The sequence below is a fragment of the Acinetobacter sp. RG5 genome (assembly GCF_031844265.1).
Classification (GTDB): Bacteria; Pseudomonadota; Gammaproteobacteria; order Pseudomonadales; family Moraxellaceae; genus Acinetobacter.
The window spans coordinates 1-18,815 of sequence record NZ_JAUZUV010000028.1 but is presented as its reverse complement, the minus strand read 5'-3'; the positions used below and the strand labels follow the sequence as shown (position 1 = coordinate 18,815).

General features: G+C 43.6%; 14 protein-coding genes. 10 read left to right on the top strand and 4 right to left on the bottom strand.

From position 1 onward, the window contains the following. The first annotated feature begins 213 nt into the window (after positions 1-213). The 3 genes from Q9R21_RS14305 (at position 214) to Q9R21_RS14295 (ending at position 3,272) form a co-directional block, all read left to right on the top strand. Positions 214-1,023, top strand: a complete 810-nt coding sequence (locus tag Q9R21_RS14305; protein WP_004280337.1) for a formate/nitrite transporter family protein — start codon at positions 214-216, stop codon at positions 1,021-1,023. Between the two features lie 66 nt (positions 1,024-1,089). Continuing rightward, positions 1,090-2,820, top strand: a complete 1,731-nt coding sequence (locus tag Q9R21_RS14300) for a bifunctional protein-serine/threonine kinase/phosphatase (RefSeq protein ID WP_311204737.1) — start codon at positions 1,090-1,092, stop codon at positions 2,818-2,820. Positions 2,821-3,074: 254 nt separating this feature from the next. Further along, positions 3,075-3,272: a hypothetical protein gene (locus Q9R21_RS14295; RefSeq protein WP_004646985.1), complete on the top strand. Its 198-nt coding sequence runs from the start codon at positions 3,075-3,077 to the stop codon at positions 3,270-3,272. 158 nt (positions 3,273-3,430) lie between these two features. On the opposite strand, the gene Q9R21_RS14290 is transcribed toward Q9R21_RS14295, so the two are convergent. Then, a complete protein-coding gene (locus tag Q9R21_RS14290; RefSeq protein WP_004280333.1) occupies positions 3,431-3,598 on the bottom strand; it encodes a hypothetical protein in 168 nt (55 codons plus the stop codon). Between the two features lie 329 nt (positions 3,599-3,927). On the opposite strand from Q9R21_RS14290, the gene Q9R21_RS14285 reads away from it, so the two are divergent. Both Q9R21_RS14285 and Q9R21_RS14280 read left to right on the top strand, forming a co-directional pair. Continuing rightward, positions 3,928-4,845: a LysR family transcriptional regulator gene (locus tag Q9R21_RS14285; protein WP_004646984.1), complete on the top strand. Its 918-nt coding sequence runs from the start codon at positions 3,928-3,930 to the stop codon at positions 4,843-4,845. 501 nt (positions 4,846-5,346) lie between these two features. Next, entirely contained in the window at positions 5,347-7,554 is a 2,208-nt protein-coding gene (locus Q9R21_RS14280; protein WP_311204736.1) for a TonB-dependent receptor domain-containing protein, read from the top strand. 63 nt (positions 7,555-7,617) lie between these two features. Here the strand turns inward: Q9R21_RS14280 and Q9R21_RS14275 are convergent, their stop codons facing one another. Both Q9R21_RS14275 and Q9R21_RS14270 read right to left on the bottom strand, forming a co-directional pair. Beyond that, a complete protein-coding gene (locus Q9R21_RS14275; RefSeq protein WP_311204738.1) occupies positions 7,618-8,226 on the bottom strand; it encodes a MarC family protein in 609 nt (202 codons plus the stop codon). Between the two features lie 28 nt (positions 8,227-8,254). Continuing rightward, positions 8,255-10,291, bottom strand: coding sequence for a choline transporter (locus Q9R21_RS14270; protein WP_311204735.1), 2,037 nt, complete (start codon positions 10,289-10,291; stop codon positions 8,255-8,257). A gap of 270 nt (positions 10,292-10,561) precedes the next feature. Between Q9R21_RS14270 and betI the strand changes: the two genes are divergently transcribed. The 5 genes from betI (at position 10,562) to Q9R21_RS14245 (ending at position 17,744) form a co-directional block, all read left to right on the top strand. Then, positions 10,562-11,140: a transcriptional regulator BetI gene (gene betI, locus Q9R21_RS14265; protein WP_004731001.1), complete on the top strand. Its 579-nt coding sequence runs from the start codon at positions 10,562-10,564 to the stop codon at positions 11,138-11,140. Between the two features lie 21 nt (positions 11,141-11,161). After that, positions 11,162-12,637, top strand: coding sequence for a betaine-aldehyde dehydrogenase (gene betB, locus Q9R21_RS14260; RefSeq protein ID WP_311204734.1), 1,476 nt, complete (start codon positions 11,162-11,164; stop codon positions 12,635-12,637). 10 nt (positions 12,638-12,647) lie between these two features. Beyond that, on the top strand, positions 12,648-14,303 hold the full coding sequence (betA, locus tag Q9R21_RS14255; protein ID WP_253148254.1) for a choline dehydrogenase: 1,656 nt from the start codon (positions 12,648-12,650) through the stop codon (positions 14,301-14,303). Positions 14,304-14,430: 127 nt separating this feature from the next. Further along, positions 14,431-15,201 carry a hypothetical protein gene (locus Q9R21_RS14250; protein ID WP_243474339.1) on the top strand — a complete coding sequence of 257 codons (771 nt, stop codon included), beginning with the start codon at positions 14,431-14,433 and terminating at the stop codon, positions 15,199-15,201. A 341-nt stretch (positions 15,202-15,542) separates the two neighbouring features. Further along, positions 15,543-17,744, top strand: a complete 2,202-nt coding sequence (locus tag Q9R21_RS14245) for an OsmC domain/YcaO domain-containing protein (protein WP_311204733.1) — start codon at positions 15,543-15,545, stop codon at positions 17,742-17,744. A 308-nt stretch (positions 17,745-18,052) separates the two neighbouring features. On the opposite strand, the gene Q9R21_RS14240 is transcribed toward Q9R21_RS14245, so the two are convergent. Next, the coding region (locus Q9R21_RS14240) for a 4Fe-4S dicluster domain-containing protein (protein WP_311204563.1) at positions 18,053-18,815 on the bottom strand (763 nt) is incomplete at its 5' end.

Below are 18,815 nucleotides of genomic sequence, written 5' to 3'. Positions count from 1 at the left end.
GGATGAAATTTTAAAATAATTTATAGGATTTTTATTAGCCATTTAAAATAAGTGGCATGCTATTTGCTTTTATCTATATTAAATATGGCAACGGCGCCATGACACGATTGATCTGTTTGAATAATACAAGGCAAAGACGCCTAAGGTTGAAATAGACCTTAGGCGTTTTTTATTTGCAAACAGGTAAGTAATTTATATAAAGGGGATAAAAATATGGCTTATCTTGCTCCTGCAGAGTTTGCAAAAAAAGTGGTCGATGCCGGTGAGGCAAAACTTCATATGGCAACGCGCGATGTTTTAATCCGTGCGTTTATGGCAGGCGCAATTCTGGCGCTGGCAGCAGTATTTGCCGTGACGATTGCGGTACAAACAGGGGTGCCGCTGATCGGTGCGCTGCTATTTCCAGTCGGTTTCTGCATGTTGTATCTATTGGGCTATGACCTGCTGACCGGGGTATTTGTATTGACTCCATTAGCCTGGTTAGACAAACGTCCTGGGGTGACGTGGGCCCGTATTTTAAAAAACTGGGGTCTGGTTTTTTTAGGTAACTTTGCTGGATGTTTGACCGTGGCAGTGTTGATGGCCGCAGTCTATACCATGGGTTTCGCAGCTGAACCGAACGCGGTCGGGGTGAAAATTGCCCATATTGGGGAAGACCGGACTTTGGGCTATGCCGAATATGGCTTTGCTGGCTGGATGACGATTTTTATCCGCGGCATGCTGTGTAACTGGATGGTGTCACTCGGTGTAATTGGTGCCATGATGTCGACCACGGTCAGTGGCAAATTCATCGCGATGTGGATGCCAATCATGCTGTTTTTCGCCATGGGCTTTGAACATTCAGTGGTGAATATGTTCCTGTTCCCATTTGCCATGATGATGGGCGGTGATTTCTCGATTACAGACTATTTCTTGTGGAATGAATTACCGGTGGCACTGGGGAATTTGGTGGGTGGTTTGGCACTGACCGGTCTGGCACTCTATACCACGCATGTACGTACTGGTGATAAAAAAGAATTCTAATCTGAGCGTGATGATTTATGTCTTGAGATTAAAGGGATCGATTCGATCCCTTTTTGAGTATTTAAAATGAATAAAAAATTAAAGATCAGCATTGGGCAATATTCTTCCGCTGGAATCAAAGCCCAGAATCAGGATTTTCATGGGGTCTATATTCCTGAAGGCCACGCGCTTAGCAGTAAGGGAATTGCCTGTGCAATTGCAGACGGGATCAGTAGCAGCAATGTCAGTCATATTGCAGCAGAAACTGCAGTCAGCAGTTTTTTATCGGATTATTACTCGACTTCGGATGCATGGAGCACCCAAACTTCAGCGGCACGGGTCATTCGTGCGACCAATTCCTGGCTCTATGCACAAACCCAGCAAAGCCGCGGGCGTTTTGATAAAGACCAGGGTTATGTCTGCACCTTTAGTGCACTGATTTTGAAACAAAATAGGGCACATATCTTTCATGCTGGCGACAGCCGGATTTATCGCATTCAGGCACAAGTCATTGAACAGTTGACGGCTGATCACCGTGTTTGCCTGTCATCAACAGAACATTATTTAAGTCGTGCACTGGGTGCCGACCATCGTATCGATGTCGATTATCAGCAGCTTGAATTATGTGAAGATGATTTCTTTATCTTGATGACAGATGGTGTCTATGAGTTTATTGATATGCAGCTCATATCAGATCTGCTTCAACAGCAACAACATCTGGATATCATTGCCAAGTCTATAGTCGAACTAGCCTTAAAGCGGGGTAGTGATGACAATCTCACCATTCAAATCATCAAAGTGGAACAGTTTCCTGATGAGGAATCCTTTCATATCAAGAGCTATGTTTTATTTCCACACCAGTTGAGTCATGGTGATCTGTTTGAAGGTTATCGAATTGATAAAATTCTGCACCAAAATCATCGCAGCAGCCTCTATTTGGCGCATGATGAAGCGACACAAAATCAGCTGGTCATTAAAACCTTGTCTGTCGATGTGCAGGATGACCTGCAAGCGATGGAACAATTTCAGCTGGAAGACTGGGTATCGAAACGCTTAAAACATGAAAATCTGCTGCAATGCTATCCACATAAGGGCAGCAAGAAGTTTTTATTTCAAAGTTATGAATATTTACAAGGGGAAAGCCTAAACCGATGGCTGCACCGTCATAAAACTGCTTTAACTTTACAGCAGTTGCTTCCGATCATTGAGCAGGTGGCCAAGGCACTGAATGCCATGCACCGTCTTGAAATGCTGCACCAGGATGTACGACCAGAAAATGTCATGCTGCTCGAACCAGCCGATACCTTGAAAGTGAAACTGATTGATTATGGATCGACTGCGGTCAGAGGTCTGGTTGAACTGAATCCCAAACACGCAGATGTTCCTTTGGGAACCTTGGCCTTTATGGCACCTGAGTATTTTATTGGACGCTCACCCTCAGTAAAATCAGATCAGTTCTCGCTGGCGGTGATGAGTTATTATTTATTAACCCGACAGTTGCCTTATGGGACGGACCTCGCGCGCTGCAAGACCGAAAAGGCCTTAAAGCAGGTTCGATATCATCCTCTCTATGAGTATCGACCGGATCTGCCACATGGCTTGGACGCAATCTTTAAAAAAGCGCTTTCCATTCGCCCGGAGCAGCGCTATGAAGCACTTTCAGCCTTTATATATGATCTGAAACACCCAGATATCAAATTTAAAAAATCAGTTTCACGCCCTATGCTTGAAAAGCATCCAGTCACTTTCTGGAAATCCTGCACAGCGATTCTTTTTTTGTTATTGCTCTGGGTGTTTGCACTATATTTTAGCCAATGAAAATAATCCAAATAAGCTGTTGAACGATTTTTTTTGACTGAAGTAAAAAATCAGATGTGATTTGAGCTGAGATGTAGTCAAAATATCTATTTATTCTTATTGCAGATTTTTCTATTTTTACGATGATTGACTCTGTGTTTTCGAAGATTATCCCTATAAAATAGAAAGTGCAGTTAAAATCTAAGTAAGCATAAAAACATTGGAATAATAATTGCTTATTTTTAATACCATTAGAATAAAAAGGCAGATGAGACATGAAAATTCAATTTTTTAAGCTGATTTTAATCTTGAGCAGCAGCATGGTGATGAGCCAAACCAGTCTCGCCGGAGATGGTGGCTTGCGTTTTGCTGAGAAAAATCAGGAAATAGCGGCACAAATTCAGGCCAAGAAAAAAACGGCAGAAATACAAGCGCAGTCCCTACAAGCAAAAGCCTCTACAGAAACGAAATAGTAAAATAGCACTCATCCAAGAAGGTGAGCTGTTCAGATTAGATCAGATGTATAAGATGTGGTGATGCGAAAAACTAGTCCCTAACTTTTTAATACTGAAAAAAAACTCCCCATCTATTTTAAGAATGGGGAGTTTTTTATTTTGCATCTCAGGGAAAATTACTGAATTTGTTCCTCATCCTGTCTTTCCTGACGCAGCTGATCACGTTGTCTCTGTGGATCATGAAGGCCTAATTGACCTCGCTGGATCTCACGATCCTGTTTTTCTTGAGGATCAAGTTGTTCTTCAGTGAGTTCTTCATCATTTCGATCGATTGGATTCGACATAGTCTTTCATCCTCTAAAATACTTTCTAATTTTTATTGTATGAGTGCAGCAAAATTATTCTGTGACTTTTATACCGGAGTTAGTTTTCTATCTTGATGCTGCTGTAAGTTTAATCAATATTTTATAGGTTATTTTAATGATGGTTAAGTTAACCAAGAAAATTAAATTAATGAAATTAAGGGAATAGTAATTTAAACCTATAAACCTAATAGTTGAATATATCTCATTATTCTGGTTTTGAAATGAGAAAAACTAAATAAAATAAGAAAAATGGGTTATGCTTAAGACAGATTAAGTGTCATCCGTCTTTTAAATTTCCGGTATTTTTCATGATAGAACTTCGCCATTTAAGAACTTTAACTGCTCTGCGGGAGCATGGTTCTCTGGTTGCAGCAGCAAGTGATTTATGTTTAACCCCATCAGCCTTGTCACATCAGCTACGTGAACTCGACCAATGGTTTGGCATCGAAGTGGTCAATCGGCGTAGTCGCCCTGTGAGCTTTTCAAATGTTGGGGAGCGGTTGCTAAAACTGGCAGATGAAATATTACCGCAAGTTCAAATTGCACAGAGTGATATCAGCCGAATTGTGCATGGTCAGACCGGACGAATTGTTTTTTCCTCTGAATGTCATAGCTGTTTTGACTGGTTGATGCCGCTACTCAATCAATACCGGATGCAATATCCGGATGTAGACCTGGACTTTGCCTCAGGTTTTGAGTCGAATCCGCATGAATTATTGCAAACTGGAGAGTTTGATCTGCTGATTACGGCTGATCCGATTGCGCTTAAAGGCATTGAATATTTTCCAATATTTGAATACGAATCACGCTTGGTTTTATCCAATACCCATCCATTAGTACGTGCGAAAGAGATTACTGTTCAGGAACTTGCTGAAGAAACGCTGGTGACTTATCCGGTGGATAAACACCGTTTGGACATTATGTCGCGCTTGTTTATTCCCGCTAATATTCTACCAAAAGCCATTCGCACCACCGACTTGACCCAAATGCTGATTCAGTTGGTGGCAAGTGGTCGCGGGATTGGTGCATTACCTGATTGGGTGGTCAATGAATATGAGCAGAAAGGCTGGGTGACATCACGCCGTTTAGACTGCGTGGCGCCTGAAGGCTTACGTCGAACTTTATACGCCGGCTATCGCACAGAAGAAAAGCAGAAAGATTATTTTGAAGGCTTCTTGAAACAGCTGGATCGGTTTTCCAAGAAAAGACAGGTCTATTACAGCTAATTTGCGAATAGTTAAATATATTTAGTCCGTTATTTTTAAAAATCCTGCATCGTCAGGATTTTTAAAAATTGATTGTTTTTCTCTCAAGGATTTCAATTTTTCTATAAGGTGACGAGGTTAATCTTGTCTACTTTAAATCAGAAAATATACAACTTCGGCCAACTTTCGAAATTAAAGAACTGGTTTGGTCGATTATAAATTTTTCTACTTATCACATTTTGCCAAGTGGAAATACATCTGTGCAGAATTAAATTGCATATTATTAAATATCAGTTACTTAAAAATTAAGTTCTTGGAACTTGTTAGGATGTGGTTTTGATCTTGCAAGTTGATTTTTAATAAAAAGATTAAATAAAATGAAAAAACATACGCTGATCAGTCAATTTTTTGGCAGAAAATAACTCCTGAAAATAACAATGTTGATCTATGCTACAGCATAATTTTTAAACTGATTTCCTCTCATAAAACGGAATCACTTATACAGGACTGTATAAAATCGCCATGCACATGACAAAAATTCCTCTCAAGAAAAGCCCGCTGAGCCTCATGATTCTGTCGATTGTCTCAGGTCATCTTTATGCTGAAACTGCCGTAGAACCGGGCAACGTTCAACAGCTGAATACCATTGTGATCAGCGCTGAGCAAAATGCCAATCCGCAGCAGCAATATCAGAAAGAGCTGGCTCAGGTTTCAGGAGGAACGAATTTCATTGGTGAGCCGCAATTAGAACAGCAGCGACTTGCAACCACAGCCGATGTGTTCCGTTTACAGCCAGGAATTTATGCCCAGTCTGCAGGGAATGAAGGTGCAAAAATATCGATCCGTGGCTCAGGAATCAACCGGACTTCAGGTGCACACGCATCCGGTACGCACGTCCTGATTGACGATATTCCATTTACCGGGCCGGGCGGTACAGCGTATGAACTGCTAGAACCCTGGTGGATTAATCATGTCGGGGTTTATCGCGGAGCCAATGGCTTTAAGCAAGGCGGACTGGCCTTAGGTGGAACAATCAACTATAGAACCAAGACCGGCGCAGATCAGGATGGCTCTGAACTCAAATATGAAATGGGCAGCCATGGTTATCAAAAATATCAGTTTAGTACCGGCCGAAAGCTGGATCAGATGGATTATTATCTGGCGCTGACGAGTACCCAGTTTGATGGAATTCAGGATCATGCTGAAGGCGATGGTAAGGGTCTGGCTTTTAATTTGGGCTATCAGATCAGTCCGGATATCGAAACCCGTTTTTATGCTCGTTACCGTGAGAGCAAGCATTTAACTCCAGGACGGATTACACAAGAACAGCTCAAAAATGATCCTGAAGCAGCGAATAGCTTTAATTTAGCGGTAGATGCCAAACGGATTCAGCCGGGCAGTACTTGGCTGGCCAATACCACGACCTGGAATTTACAGGATGATGCAAAACTGACTGGCAGTCTGGCTTATCATCATTATCCGCTGGATTTACGTGAAAGCAGTTATCGTACTAATGTCGATTATGAAGATATTACAGCGCGCTTCCAGTATGAAAGGCCTTATCAGTTTCTAGGTCTGGAGCATCAGGGGCGTATTGCCTTGCGCACTACCACACACCGCCCGGACAGTGGGGTTACTGAAACTTTAAGATTTAATACAGAAATTGGTAATCAAACTTATCCGGCAGACACAGTTACCCGCCGTTATACCTATCGTGGTTCAGACAACGTGCTGCAATTTGATCAGGAAACTACATTAAATGATCAGTTCAAATTAGATCTGGGATTGGCAGCTGTGTATACCCATCGGGAAAGTGAAGTGACTTATGCAAATATTATTCCCGACCCAGATTTAGGTCCTGATGTAGATCCTAAAGTCAGTCGTTATGAATGGAATTTTGCACCACGAGTTGGATTGACCTATCAGCCAAATGACTCTGTGCAATGGTTTGCTAATTTAAGCCGGAGTATTGAACCGGCACATCCTTGGGCAATGGCTTGGTCTTCACCTTATTACTATTCTAAAGACAGTGGAGCTGCATCAAATCGAGTACGTGCGCCAATCTATTTGGATACGCAAACCACCAATAGTTTTGAACTGGGGGGGCGTGGACAATCAGGTTTTGGAGACTGGGCACTGAGCTACTATTATTCCAAGATTAAAAAGGAGCTATTGTCTTCTGAAATGATTAAAAATTACGGGAATGATTCTGATTCTACTACTTCAGAGGAAAGAATTAGTGTAGAAGCAAATGCCACACCAACGATTCATCAAGGGGTGGAGCTAAGTCTGGATACGCCATTGCATGAATCCGAATATGGCGAAGTGCGTCTGCAACAAGCTTATACGCTTAGCGATTTTCAGTATAAAAATGATCCATTGTTTGGCAAGAACCAGTTACCGGGGATTCCAAAACATCTTTATCAGGCTCAACTGAGTTATGCTTTGAATAATGGCCTGTATATTGGTCTGAATACTGAATATGCATCCAAAATGGCACATGATTATGCCAATAGCCGATTTAGTGACGACTATCAGATCTGGGGCATTGACCTGGGTTATGCACCAGAACATCAATCATGGAAAACCTGGATCAACTTTAAAAATATCACCGATGAAAAATATGCTGCGGTCGTGATTCCTGGGCTAAATGATCAAGGTGCTGATGTAGCGCGATCTTCGCCAGGTGAAGGTTTTTCTACTTATGCCGGTGTGTCATTTAAATTTTAATTATTTAAAATCAAAAAAGAGCGGTAAAAACCGCTCTTTTTATTTATTGATAGAAAGGATTTATCAGGTTTCCAAAATTCCGGTAACGCCTGTCACAATCATATCGATGGCAATCGTACCAATCAGAAGCGCAGCAACACGACCGACAATATCGACATACAGGTCAATGTAGTTAGAATATTTATGCTGTAAATGATCATGCAGATATTTCATCAGGATCAGCAAGCTACAGGTTAGAAACAGGGTAAAGAAAATCACCAGAATGGTTTGCATTAAACTGAGCTGTATACCGGTGATCACAGATGCCGAAATGGTACCCGGACCGATCATAAACGGCATGGCGATGGTACCGGCCAGATGACTGGGCGCTCCACGCATCACGCCAATCGTATCAGCACCTTCAAAGACATAACGGTAACCAATCACCAGAAAGATAATACCGCCAAAAATCTGGAAGGACTCAAACCGTACATGCAAGACTTCATTAAAGAAGGCTTCACCGGTTTTTGCAAAAATGATGAACACAATAAAGCTGATCAGACTGCCCTGAATCAATGCCATGTTGAAGACTTTTGCGTCGGAATTACGGATAATTCCGAGCATATAAATACTCATCAGAAAAGGATTGAGCAGGGAGAAAAACAGGGCAAAAGCATTAAAACTTTCTGACATCATTCAGTCCTTCCGTAGTTGAGCGATCCTAGATTTCACGATCCGGGAACAGCGGGCGTTTACCTGGGCTGATCCGGTTAATATGCAGATACATCATATGGCGTTCATATTTATCCAGGATGTCATTGATCACCTGTTCCTTGCTATAACCGACCAGATCGTTGCCCTGAGAGCCTTCAAAGAGATAACTTTCCAGACGATAGTAATAACGTTTGGTTCGTTTACCACGTGAACTGAAATTTGGCGTGTCATAGCGTACCGGCCATATTTCGTAGACAAAGTTTTCTTCTTCATCGAGCTGAATGGTCAGATCCAGATGATACAGTTCAGGTTCTTCCTCAAGCGATTTTTCCTGAATATTGACTTGAATGCCTTTGTCAATTAACTCGGTTGCAACGGCCTCAATGGCTGGTTTGCAAACATTGTCCAGCATGGTCCGGGTCTGGGACAGGCTTGGATGCAGCATGACCCTGCTCAGACGCTTCTTCCAGTTCAAAATATCCACATTACCGACCACAGGTGCCGCATTCAGGCTGGTGCTTGCCTGACGAAAATCCTCCAGACGCAAGGACTTATAGAGTCCCGCCATCACAAAGAAAATGACGAAACTAAAAGGCAGACCCATAATAATTGTGGTGTTCTGTAATGCTGTCACGCCATTCGCCATGAGCATTGCCAAAGTCAGCAAACCGATGGCAATGGCCCAGAACACACTGAGCCAGCGCGGTGAATCATGCTCAATATTAGTGAATTTGGTCGTGAAATTTCCCAATACCAATGCCCCTGAATCCGCTGAGGTCACATAGAACAGCAAGCCGGTAATAGTGGCGACACCTGCAGTAAAGGTAAAGCCTGGATACTGCGCCAGCAGATCATAAAAACCATGTGCCGGATTTTCTAAAACTGTCGTAGCAAGTTGAGTATTACCATCAAAAATCACGCTGTATAAAGCACTGTTACCGAAAATAGACAACCAGGTCAGGGTAAATAACAGAGGAATAACCAAAGTCCCGGTGACAAATTCACGAATGGTACGACCACGGGAAATACGGGCCAGGAACAGACCGACAAAAGGTGACCAGGCGATCCACCATGCCCAGAAGAACAGGGTCCAGCTATTCATCCACTCTTTCGGTTGTTCAAAAGGAAAACTGGTTAAAGAAAGCTTCGGGAACTGGCTGATATAGTCACCAAAATTCTGAATCAAGGCGGCTAATAAAAACTCGGTATTGCCTACAAACAGAATGAATAGCAGCAGCCCAATTGATACATAGATATTAATTTCAGACAGGATCCGGATGCCTTTATTGACACCGGCAGTGACTGAAATAATAGTAATAATCACGGCAACGGCGATGAGTGCGGTTTGAATCCAGATATTTTCTGGTAAATCAAACAATACATGCAGGCCGTAATTTAATTGCACAACGCCAATCCCGCAGGTGGTGGCAATCCCGAAAATCGTGCCGAGTACTGCAGCCGTATCCACAGTATGGCCAATTGGACCATTAATTTTTTTTCCAAAAATAGGATAGAGTGCTGATCGGATGGTGAGCGGTAAATTATAGCGATAGCTGAAATAACCTAGCGCGACCCCAATCAGTGCATACATACTCCAGCCGGTTAAACCGTAGTGAAACAGGGTCCACACCATGGACTGGCGCGCAGCTTCAAAAGTTTCACCTTCGCCCACAGGTGGATTCATATAGTGGGAAAGCGGTTCCGCCACCGAGAAAAACATCAGGTCAATCCCGATCCCGGCAGAAAATAGCATCGCCGACCAACTCAGCAGGCTAAATTCTGGTTTGGAATGTTTAGGGCCGAGTTTAATCTCGCCATAACGGGAACAGGCGATAAAGACGATAAAAACCAGATACAGCGTTGCCGCCAGCAGATAATACCAGCTAAAGGTACGACTGACCCAGTTTAAGATATTGATAATGACTTGATTGGCTTGTTCATTAAATAAAATGGTAATGATAGAAAACAGCAGAATAAGCGTCGCCGAAAAATAAAAAACCACTTTATTCAGACTATCTTGCTTCTCTTCATTTTTCTTTTGCATAAATCTCTAACCATCGTTTTGTTGCCGGATGATCTACAGTGCAGTGTGATTTAAAAGCAAAAGCCTGCGGTAAAGCTTCCTTGTTTTCGTGAATTACAAACTTTTGCAAATCCAAAACAAACTGCGCTGTACATCAAGGGTGAGCTGGCACTATAATTTTTATTAATTGAACGTTCAATTAAAAAAGCGTTTATGAATTGTTACATCATTCAGCTATTTGCTTTAGCAGAGTGATTTTTTATTGTTACATCCGTTATTCAGGTTAGTCCTATGCCCAAAGTTGGTATGCAACCGATCCGTCGTCAGCAACTGATCGATGCCACCTTAGCTGCAGTGAATGAGCTAGGTTTTGCAGAAGCTTCAATTAGTCAGATTGCCCAGAGAGCAGGTGTCTCAACCGGCATCATAAGTCATTATTTTCAAGGTAAAAATGGCTTGATTGAAGCCACAATGCGTTACTTATTGCAGCAATTGGGTAAATCTGTTGCACAGATAAAGATACAGGTTGATGACTTACCGGAGCAGCGCTTGTTAGCGATCGTACGTGGTAATTTTGCTGCTCCACAAACGGATAAGGCGGCCATGAAAGTCTGGTTGGCGTTCTGGGCTAGCAGTTTGCACCAACCTGAATTACACCGTTTACAGCAGATCAATCATTACCGCTTACATTCCAATCTTAAATACGAATTCATGAAAAAGTTAAATAAAGACCAGGCAGAGAAAGCCGCTCAAGGTCTGGCAGCATTGATTGACGGATTCTGGTTAAGAGGTGCTTTGGTAAATGGCGAAATTGACCCAGAACTGCCGATTGAACTGTGTAGTGAATATATCCGGCAACAACTCAAATAACCCACCTGCGAGGAAATTCCATTGACAACATTCAAACTGCAACGTCCTTATATTCATGGACAATATGTCGATGCAACGTCCAATAGCACGTTTCAAACGATTAATCCTGCAACAGGCGAAATTCTGGCAGACGTGCAGGTATGTACGCGAAAAGATATCGATCGCGCTGTTGAATCGGCACAACAAGGACAAAAAGTCTGGGCAGAAATGACGGCGATTCAACGTTCCCGTATTTTGAACAAGGCTGTTGCCATCCTCCGTGAACATAATGACGAGCTGGCGCGTTTAGAAAGTCTCGACAGTGGTAAAGCTTTCAGTGAAACATCCACCGTCGATATTGCGACAGGTGCAGATGTACTCGAATACTATGCAGGTATTTTGCCAGCATTAGAAGGCCAGCAAATCCCGCTCAGAAGCAGTTCGTTTGTTTATACTCGCCGTGAACCTTTGGGTGTGGTTGCCGGGATTGGTGCATGGAATTATCCGGTTCAAATTGCCTTATGGAAATCTGCACCTGCACTGGCAGCAGGCAATGCCATGATCTTTAAAGCCAGTGAAGTGACGCCTTTAACTGCATTAAAACTGGCAGAAATTTATACTGAAGCAGGTGTGCCGCATGGTGTCTTTAATGTGGTTACCGGCAGTGGTGAAATTGGTGGTTATCTGACTTCGCATCCTGATATTGCCAAAGTGTCGTTTACCGGTGGCGTTTCTACCGGCAAAAAGGTCATGGCGCAAGCTGCAAATTCTAGCCTGAAAGAAGTCACGATGGAGCTGGGCGGTAAGTCTCCGCTGATTATCTGTGAAGATGCCGATCTGGATCTGGCAGCAGATATAGCCATGATGGCCAACTTCTATAGTTCCGGTCAGGTGTGTACCAACGGTACTCGCGTATTTGTGCCTTTAGCCTTAAAAGCAGAATTCGAAGAAAAGATTCTGCAGCGCATTCCTTATATCCGTATGGGGGATCCACTTGATCCTGACACCAATTTTGGTCCAGTGTCCAGCTTCTCTCATATGGAAAAAGTGCTGGATTATATCGAACAGGGCAAAAAAGAGGGTGCTCGTTTACTTTGCGGTGGTGGCCGTGCCGAAGATGAGCAATTTGCCCAAGGCGCTTATGTGCTACCCACGGTATTTACCGATTGCCGTGACGACATGACGATTGTCCGTGATGAAATTTTTGGACCGGTCATGAGTATTTTGAGTTATGACTCAGAAGAAGAGGCTATTTGTCGCGCCAATGCCACAGAGTATGGTCTGGCCGCTGGTGTAGTCACTCCTAATTTGTCTCGCGCCCATCGGATCATTCATCAGATCGAAGCCGGTATTTGCTGGATCAATACCTGGGGTGAATCGCCTGCAGAAATGCCTGTCGGTGGTTATAAACATTCCGGTGTTGGACGTGAAAATGGGCTTGTGACCTTGCAGCATTACACCCAGACCAAATCGGTTCAGGTCGAACTCAGTCCTTTCCAATCTGTATTTAGCGCATAAGGGGGATTTGATGAATTACGACTATATTATTATCGGTGCGGGCTCTGCGGGTAATGTTCTGGCAGCGCGTTTAACTGAAGATCCGGATGTAAAAGTCCTGTTGCTGGAAGCGGGTGGGCCGGATTACCGTCTAGACTTCAGAACACAAATGCCGGCTGCATTGGCTTATCCATTACAGGGACGACGCTATAATTGGGCCTATCTGACCGATCCTGAACCACATATGAATAACCGTCGTATGGAGTGCGGGCGCGGCAAGGGTCTGGGCGGTTCTTCATTAATTAACGGCATGTGTTACATTCGTGGTAATGCTATGGATCTGGAACAGTGGGCCAGCCTGAAGGGGCTAGAACACTGGAGCTATGCTGAATGTCTGCCGTATTATAAAAAAGCTGAAACGCGCGATATTGGCGGCAATGATTATCATGGTGACTCTGGACCGGTTTCGGTGGCAACACCTAAAAATGGCAATAATGAACTGTTCCATGCCATGGTCGAGGCAGGTGTACAGGCCGGCTATCCACGTACTGATGACCTGAATGGCTATCAGCAGGAAGGTTTTGGACCGATGGACCGTACCGTAACGCCGCAAGGCCGTCGTTCCAGTACAGCACGTGGTTATCTGGATATGGCCAAAGACCGGGATAATCTCACGATTATTACCCACGCTATGACCAACCGGATTTTGTTTAATCGTAATCAGGCAATTGGTGTGGAATATTTTGAAGGACAAAATACCTTACAGCCGATTCAGGTCTTTGTGGATCGTGAAGTTTTATTATGTGGTGGTGCGATTGCCTCACCGCAAATCCTGCAACGCTCCGGTGTAGGTCCAGCCGAACTGTTAAAAAGTCTGGATATTCCTGTGGTTCAGGATTTGCCAGGCGTTGGTGAAAATCTGCAGGACCATCTGGAAATGTACCTGCAATATAAGTGCAAAAGACCGGTTAGCTTATATCCGGCACTCAAGTGGTATAACCAGCCGATGATTGGTGCGGAGTGGCTGTTTTTAGGTAAAGGTATTGGGGCCAGTAACCAGTTTGAAGCCGGTGGTTTTATCCGCTCCTCAGACGAATTTGACTGGCCCAATATCCAGTATCATTTCCTGCCTGTAGCGATTAATTATAATGGCACCAATGCCATTCATGAACATGGTTTTCAGGCACATGTGGGCTCTATGCGTTCACCGTCACGTGGCCGTGTCCGTCTGAAATCCAAAGACCCCTTTGAGCATCCAAGTATTCTGTTCAACTATATGAGTACCGAGCAGGACTGGCGTGAATTCCGCGATGCCATCCGGATTACCCGGGAAATTATGCATCAGCCGGCATTGGATCCCTATCGTGGTGAAGAAATCAGTCCGGGAAAACATCTACAAACAGATGCTGAAATTGATGAATTTGTTCGTAATCATGCAGAAACCGCGTATCATCCATCATGTAGCTGTAAAATGGGTGAGGATGACATGGCGGTTGTCGATGGTTATGGACGCGTACATGAAATGCAGGGGTTGCGTGTGATTGACGCCTCGATTATGCCTTTGATCATTACCGGTAACCTCAATGCAACTACGATTATGATCGCTGAAAAACTGGCAGACCATATTCGTGGCAAACCTGCTCTTGCGCCTTCATCTGCACCTTTTTACAAGGCGCCTCGCGCTTAAATTATGGTTTTATTCCTGCCGCCTAGCAAAGCAGGAGTAAAGCGAATTTCAATTTTGTCCCAAAGCGGAGATAAAACCTCGACTGCTTTCGGTTTTATCTCCGCTTTACTTAATACATTTATATTTTATGAAAATATTCAATCAAACAGTGCTGTTTGGCTGTGCTGCTGTTTCAAGTTTTTACTGTTATGCCGATGATGCGGAAGTAAAACAAATAGAAGCAAGCGGAAACTTGAGTGTGGTCTCCAAATACGTCTCCCGCGGTTTGACCAATGCACCTGAAAATGACGACGTTGCTGTACAGGCTGCATTGAATCTGGCTTATGGCAATTTTTATGTTGGATATTGGGGATCTACGCTTGGATACTCTTATGCAGAAGTGCAGGGGCGTCCGGGACATCGTTCAGACAAATTCGAGCATGATTTTCTGCTGGGTTATACCCATAGCAGCGAAAATTATGACTGGGATTTATGGAATGCGACCTATTATTATCCGGGCGGTGAGAACACCACTGGAAATGAGTTGGGCTTAAATGTAAGTCGTGCGTTGAATGATCAAACCAGTATCGGCGCCAGCGTATCGACCTATCTGTATGATGTGGCTTATGCCAATCAGGGCGATACTTTTTATACGCTTAACCTGAACCATCAGTTGAATGATCGTCTCAATGCCAGCATTACAGCAGCAGGAAGCTATTTTAACGATGAAGGCAAATATGAGGGCGGTGAACTGGGCGATACCGAAAAGCAGTTTGCCTTTCGTTATGCTTCTGCCGGACTCAGTTATGCGCTTTTACCGCAGTTGAGTGTGTCAGGTGAATATATCTTTGGCGGTTATGACCGCTATGATGACAAGCAGCGTAATCTTGCAGTATTTGCACTGAGTTATGATTTTTAAAATTATGAAATCATTCAGACTAGGCGGGTGAAAATCTGCCTTATCTGCAACTTTGATTAATAGTATAAGCCATGACTTGAAGTTGATTCATGCTCCGGCAGCTCAGGAAAGACTGAGGATCTGGTTTAATCTGCCAGAATTTCAGACAAATATTATCAATTTCATAAAATAATTCTATAATAGCGCCCATTCTCGGCAGCGTTATCCAGACACTTCGTCAAATGGTATAACCTGACCATTTTCTATTTTTCATTCAAGTTCTCCTCCGTGAACCGGCTTGTATATTCAGATTCAGCATCTTATCTGTCCGTGACGGCACATAAGAATATTTAGGTATCCACATGGAAATTAAGGTCAATTATCTCGATAATCTTCGCCAGGAAGCCAAGTTCGATGACTTCACGGTGATTGCCGATCAGCCGATCCGCTATAAAGGCGATGGTTCGGCACCCGGCCCATTCGATTATTTTCTGGCGTCATCAGCACTTTGTGCGGCTTATTTTGTCAAAGTCTATTGCGCAGCACGTGACATTCCGACTGATAATATCCGCCTTTCGCAAAACAATATTGTTGATCCTGAAAACCGCTATAAACAGATTTTTAAAATTCAGGTGGAACTGCCGGCTGATATTTCTGAAAAAGACCGCCAAGGGATTTTACGTTCGATTGATCGTTGTACTGTCAAGAAAGTAATTCAAACCGGTCCTGAATTTGTCATTGAAGAAGTAGAAAGTATCGATGCAGATGCTCAGGCCTTGTTAATGCCAAGTCTGGCTTCTGACCATACGACTTTCATTCCGGGTAAGGACCTTCCGCTGGAAGAAACGATTGCCAATATGTCTGCCATTCTGGCAGGCCTTGGCATGAAGATTGAAATCGCGTCTTGGCGTAATATCGTGCCGAATGTGTGGTCGCTACATATCCGTAATGCGCAGTCACCAATGTGCTTTACCAATGGTAAGGGTTCGACCAAAGAAAGTGCGCTGGCATCTGCCTTGGGCGAATTTATTGAGCGTCTGAATTGCAACTTTTTCTATAACGACCAGTTCTGGGGTGAGGATATTGCCAATGCCGAATTTGTGCATTATCCAGATGAAAAATGGTTCCAGCCAGGTCCAAATGGCGAACTACCTGCAGAAGTTTTAGATGAACATACCCGTGAAATTTATGATCCTGAAGATGAATTATTGGGTATCCATCTTTACGACACCAACTCTGGTAATAAAGCACGTGGCATCTGTTCATTGCCATTTGTACGTCAGTCTGATGGTGAAACCGTTTATTTCCCGTCGAATCTGATCGAAAACCTTTACTTAAGTAACGGGATGAGTGCCGGCAATACCTTGGCTGAAGCGCAAGTACAATGTCTTTCTGAAATTTTCGAACGTGGGGTAAAACGCGAAATTCTGGAAGGTGAACTGGCACTACCGGATGTGCCTGAACATGTTCTGGCAAAATATCCAAAAATTGTTGAAGGCATTAAAGGCCTAGAAGAACAGGGCTTCCCGGTTCTGGTCAAAGATGCATCTTTAGGCGGTCAGTTCCCGGTCATGTGTGTCACCCTGATGAACCCGCGTACTGGCGGTGTATTTGCCTCATTCGGTGCCCATCCTAACTTTGAAGTGGCATTAGAACGCAGTCTGACTGAGTTATTGCAAGGCCGTAGTTTTGAAGGTCTGAATGATCTGCCAAAACCAACCTTTAGCAGTAATGCCGTGACTGAACCAAATAACTTCGTCGAGCATTTCATCGACTCGAGCGGTGTAGTGTCTTGGCGTTTCTTCAGCGCGAAATCAGATTATGATTTTGTCGAGTGGGATTTCACTAATAACGGTCAAAATTCGAATGCGGACGAAGCTCAGGAATTATTCACGATTCTGGAAGACATGGGCCATGAAGTTTATATGGCGGTGTATCAGCATCTAGGTGCAACAGCTTGCCGTATTCTGGTACCGGGCTATTCGGAAATTTATCTGGTAGAAGATCTGGTTTGGGACAATACCAACAAGGCTTTGTTATATCGTGGAGATATCCTGAATCTGCACCGTCTGGATGATGAACAATTGGAAGCATTGGTTGAGCGTCTGGAAGAAGCAGATGAGGATGACTATACCGAAATCAAAACCTTGATCGGTATCGAGTTCGATGAAAATACTGAATGGGGCCAACTCACGATTCTGGAACTGAAACTGCTGATTTATGTGGCTTTGCAGCAATTTGAAGAAGCCAAAGATCTGGTTGAGCAGTTCCTGCAGTTCAATACCAATACCGTTGAACGTGGCCTGTTCTACCAGTGCATGAATGTCGTTCTGGAAGTCATTCTGGATGATGAAATGGAACTGGAAGATTATGAACACAACTTCCGTCGTATGTTTGGTGATGCCCGTATGGATGCCGTTTTAGGTTCAATTGAAGGAACAGTCCGTTTCTATGGTTTGACCGAAACCAACATGCAGCTTGAAGGGCTGGATCGTCATCTACGTTTAATTGACAGCTATAAGAAATTGCATGCAGCGCGTGCCAAGTTTGTGGCTCAGCAATAATCCATAGAAGAATGACTAAAATTTTTCGTCATTTGTTTTAAATCTTAAAAAATGGCTTACTCGGTTTCGAGTAGGCTATTTTTATCTCTGACCCTATATGCAATCTTTTCTATTTTTCTATTTTTCTATTTTTCTATTTTTCTATTTTTCTATTTTTCTATTTTTCTATTTGAAAATTTATTAATCCCAGCTCCCGAGGGAACTGGAATTACCTAAAAAATTAAAGTGAAGTGTTAATACTAACTGCTTCAAGAGTGGGTATATGAATGTGAGAAATAGATGTATTTTTCTCATTCACAGGAATTACCTTACATATTCGGGTAATTCGGACCACCACCACCTTCCGGTGTCACCCAGGTGATGTTCTGGGAAGGGTCCTTAATGTCACAGGTCTTGCAGTGCACACAGTTGGCTGCATTGATCTGGAAGCGTTTCGAACCGTCATTATTTTCCATGATTTCATAAACACCTGCCGGGCAGTAACGCTGTGCAGGCTCATCCCATTTCGGCAGGTTCACTTCCACCGGAATAGAGGCATCGGTGAGTTTCAGATGCGCTGGCTGGTTTTCTTCATGGACCGTATTCGAGACAAACACTGAAGACAGACGGTCAAAGGTCAGCTTGCCATCCGGTTTTGGATAGTTTGGCTTGAAGCTTTCAGCCGCCTGGGTTTTCAACGCAGCATGATCCTGAACCAGATCGTGCAGGGTAAATGGCACTTTAAACACGTTCTGGTCGATAAAGTTAAAGGCACCCCCGATCCATTGACCGAACTTGTGCATTGCCGGGCCAAAGTTACGCGAGTTATACAGCTCTTCTTTCAGCCAGCTGTTGTTAAACTTGTCGGTATAAGCAGTCAGTTCTTTGACAAAGAAATCTTCGCCTTCCACTACACGCGCCACCGCCAGATCACCGCCTTTTTCTACACCAGCAGCAATCGCTTCAAACACCGCTTCACCGCAGAGCATGCCGGATTTCATCGCAGTATGTGAACCCTTGATCTTGGCAAAGTTCAGGAAGCCGGCATCATCACCAATCAAAGAACCACCTGGGAAGGTGAATTTTGGTAAT

What these genes read in the sequence shown, in the direction of transcription:
- Q9R21_RS14305 (WP_004280337.1), top strand. Translation starts at nt 214, where the DNA reads ATGGCTTATCTTGCTCCTGCAGAGTTTGCAAAAAAAGTGGTCGATGCC.
- Q9R21_RS14300 (WP_311204737.1), top strand. Translation starts at nt 1,090, where the DNA reads ATGAATAAAAAATTAAAGATCAGCATTGGGCAATATTCTTCCGCTGGA.
- Q9R21_RS14295 (WP_004646985.1), top strand. Translation starts at nt 3,075, where the DNA reads ATGAAAATTCAATTTTTTAAGCTGATTTTAATCTTGAGCAGCAGCATG.
- Q9R21_RS14290 (WP_004280333.1), bottom strand. Translation starts at nt 3,598, where the DNA reads ATGTCGAATCCAATCGATCGAAATGATGAAGAACTCACTGAAGAACAA.
- Q9R21_RS14285 (WP_004646984.1), top strand. Translation starts at nt 3,928, where the DNA reads ATGATAGAACTTCGCCATTTAAGAACTTTAACTGCTCTGCGGGAGCAT.
- Q9R21_RS14280 (WP_311204736.1), top strand. Translation starts at nt 5,347, where the DNA reads ATGCACATGACAAAAATTCCTCTCAAGAAAAGCCCGCTGAGCCTCATG.
- Q9R21_RS14275 (WP_311204738.1), bottom strand. Translation starts at nt 8,226, where the DNA reads ATGTCAGAAAGTTTTAATGCTTTTGCCCTGTTTTTCTCCCTGCTCAAT.
- Q9R21_RS14270 (WP_311204735.1), bottom strand. Translation starts at nt 10,291, where the DNA reads ATGCAAAAGAAAAATGAAGAGAAGCAAGATAGTCTGAATAAAGTGGTT.
- betI (WP_004731001.1), top strand. Translation starts at nt 10,562, where the DNA reads ATGCCCAAAGTTGGTATGCAACCGATCCGTCGTCAGCAACTGATCGAT.
- betA (WP_253148254.1), top strand. Translation starts at nt 12,648, where the DNA reads ATGAATTACGACTATATTATTATCGGTGCGGGCTCTGCGGGTAATGTT.
- Q9R21_RS14250 (WP_243474339.1), top strand. Translation starts at nt 14,431, where the DNA reads ATGAAAATATTCAATCAAACAGTGCTGTTTGGCTGTGCTGCTGTTTCA.
- Q9R21_RS14245 (WP_311204733.1), top strand. Translation starts at nt 15,543, where the DNA reads ATGGAAATTAAGGTCAATTATCTCGATAATCTTCGCCAGGAAGCCAAG.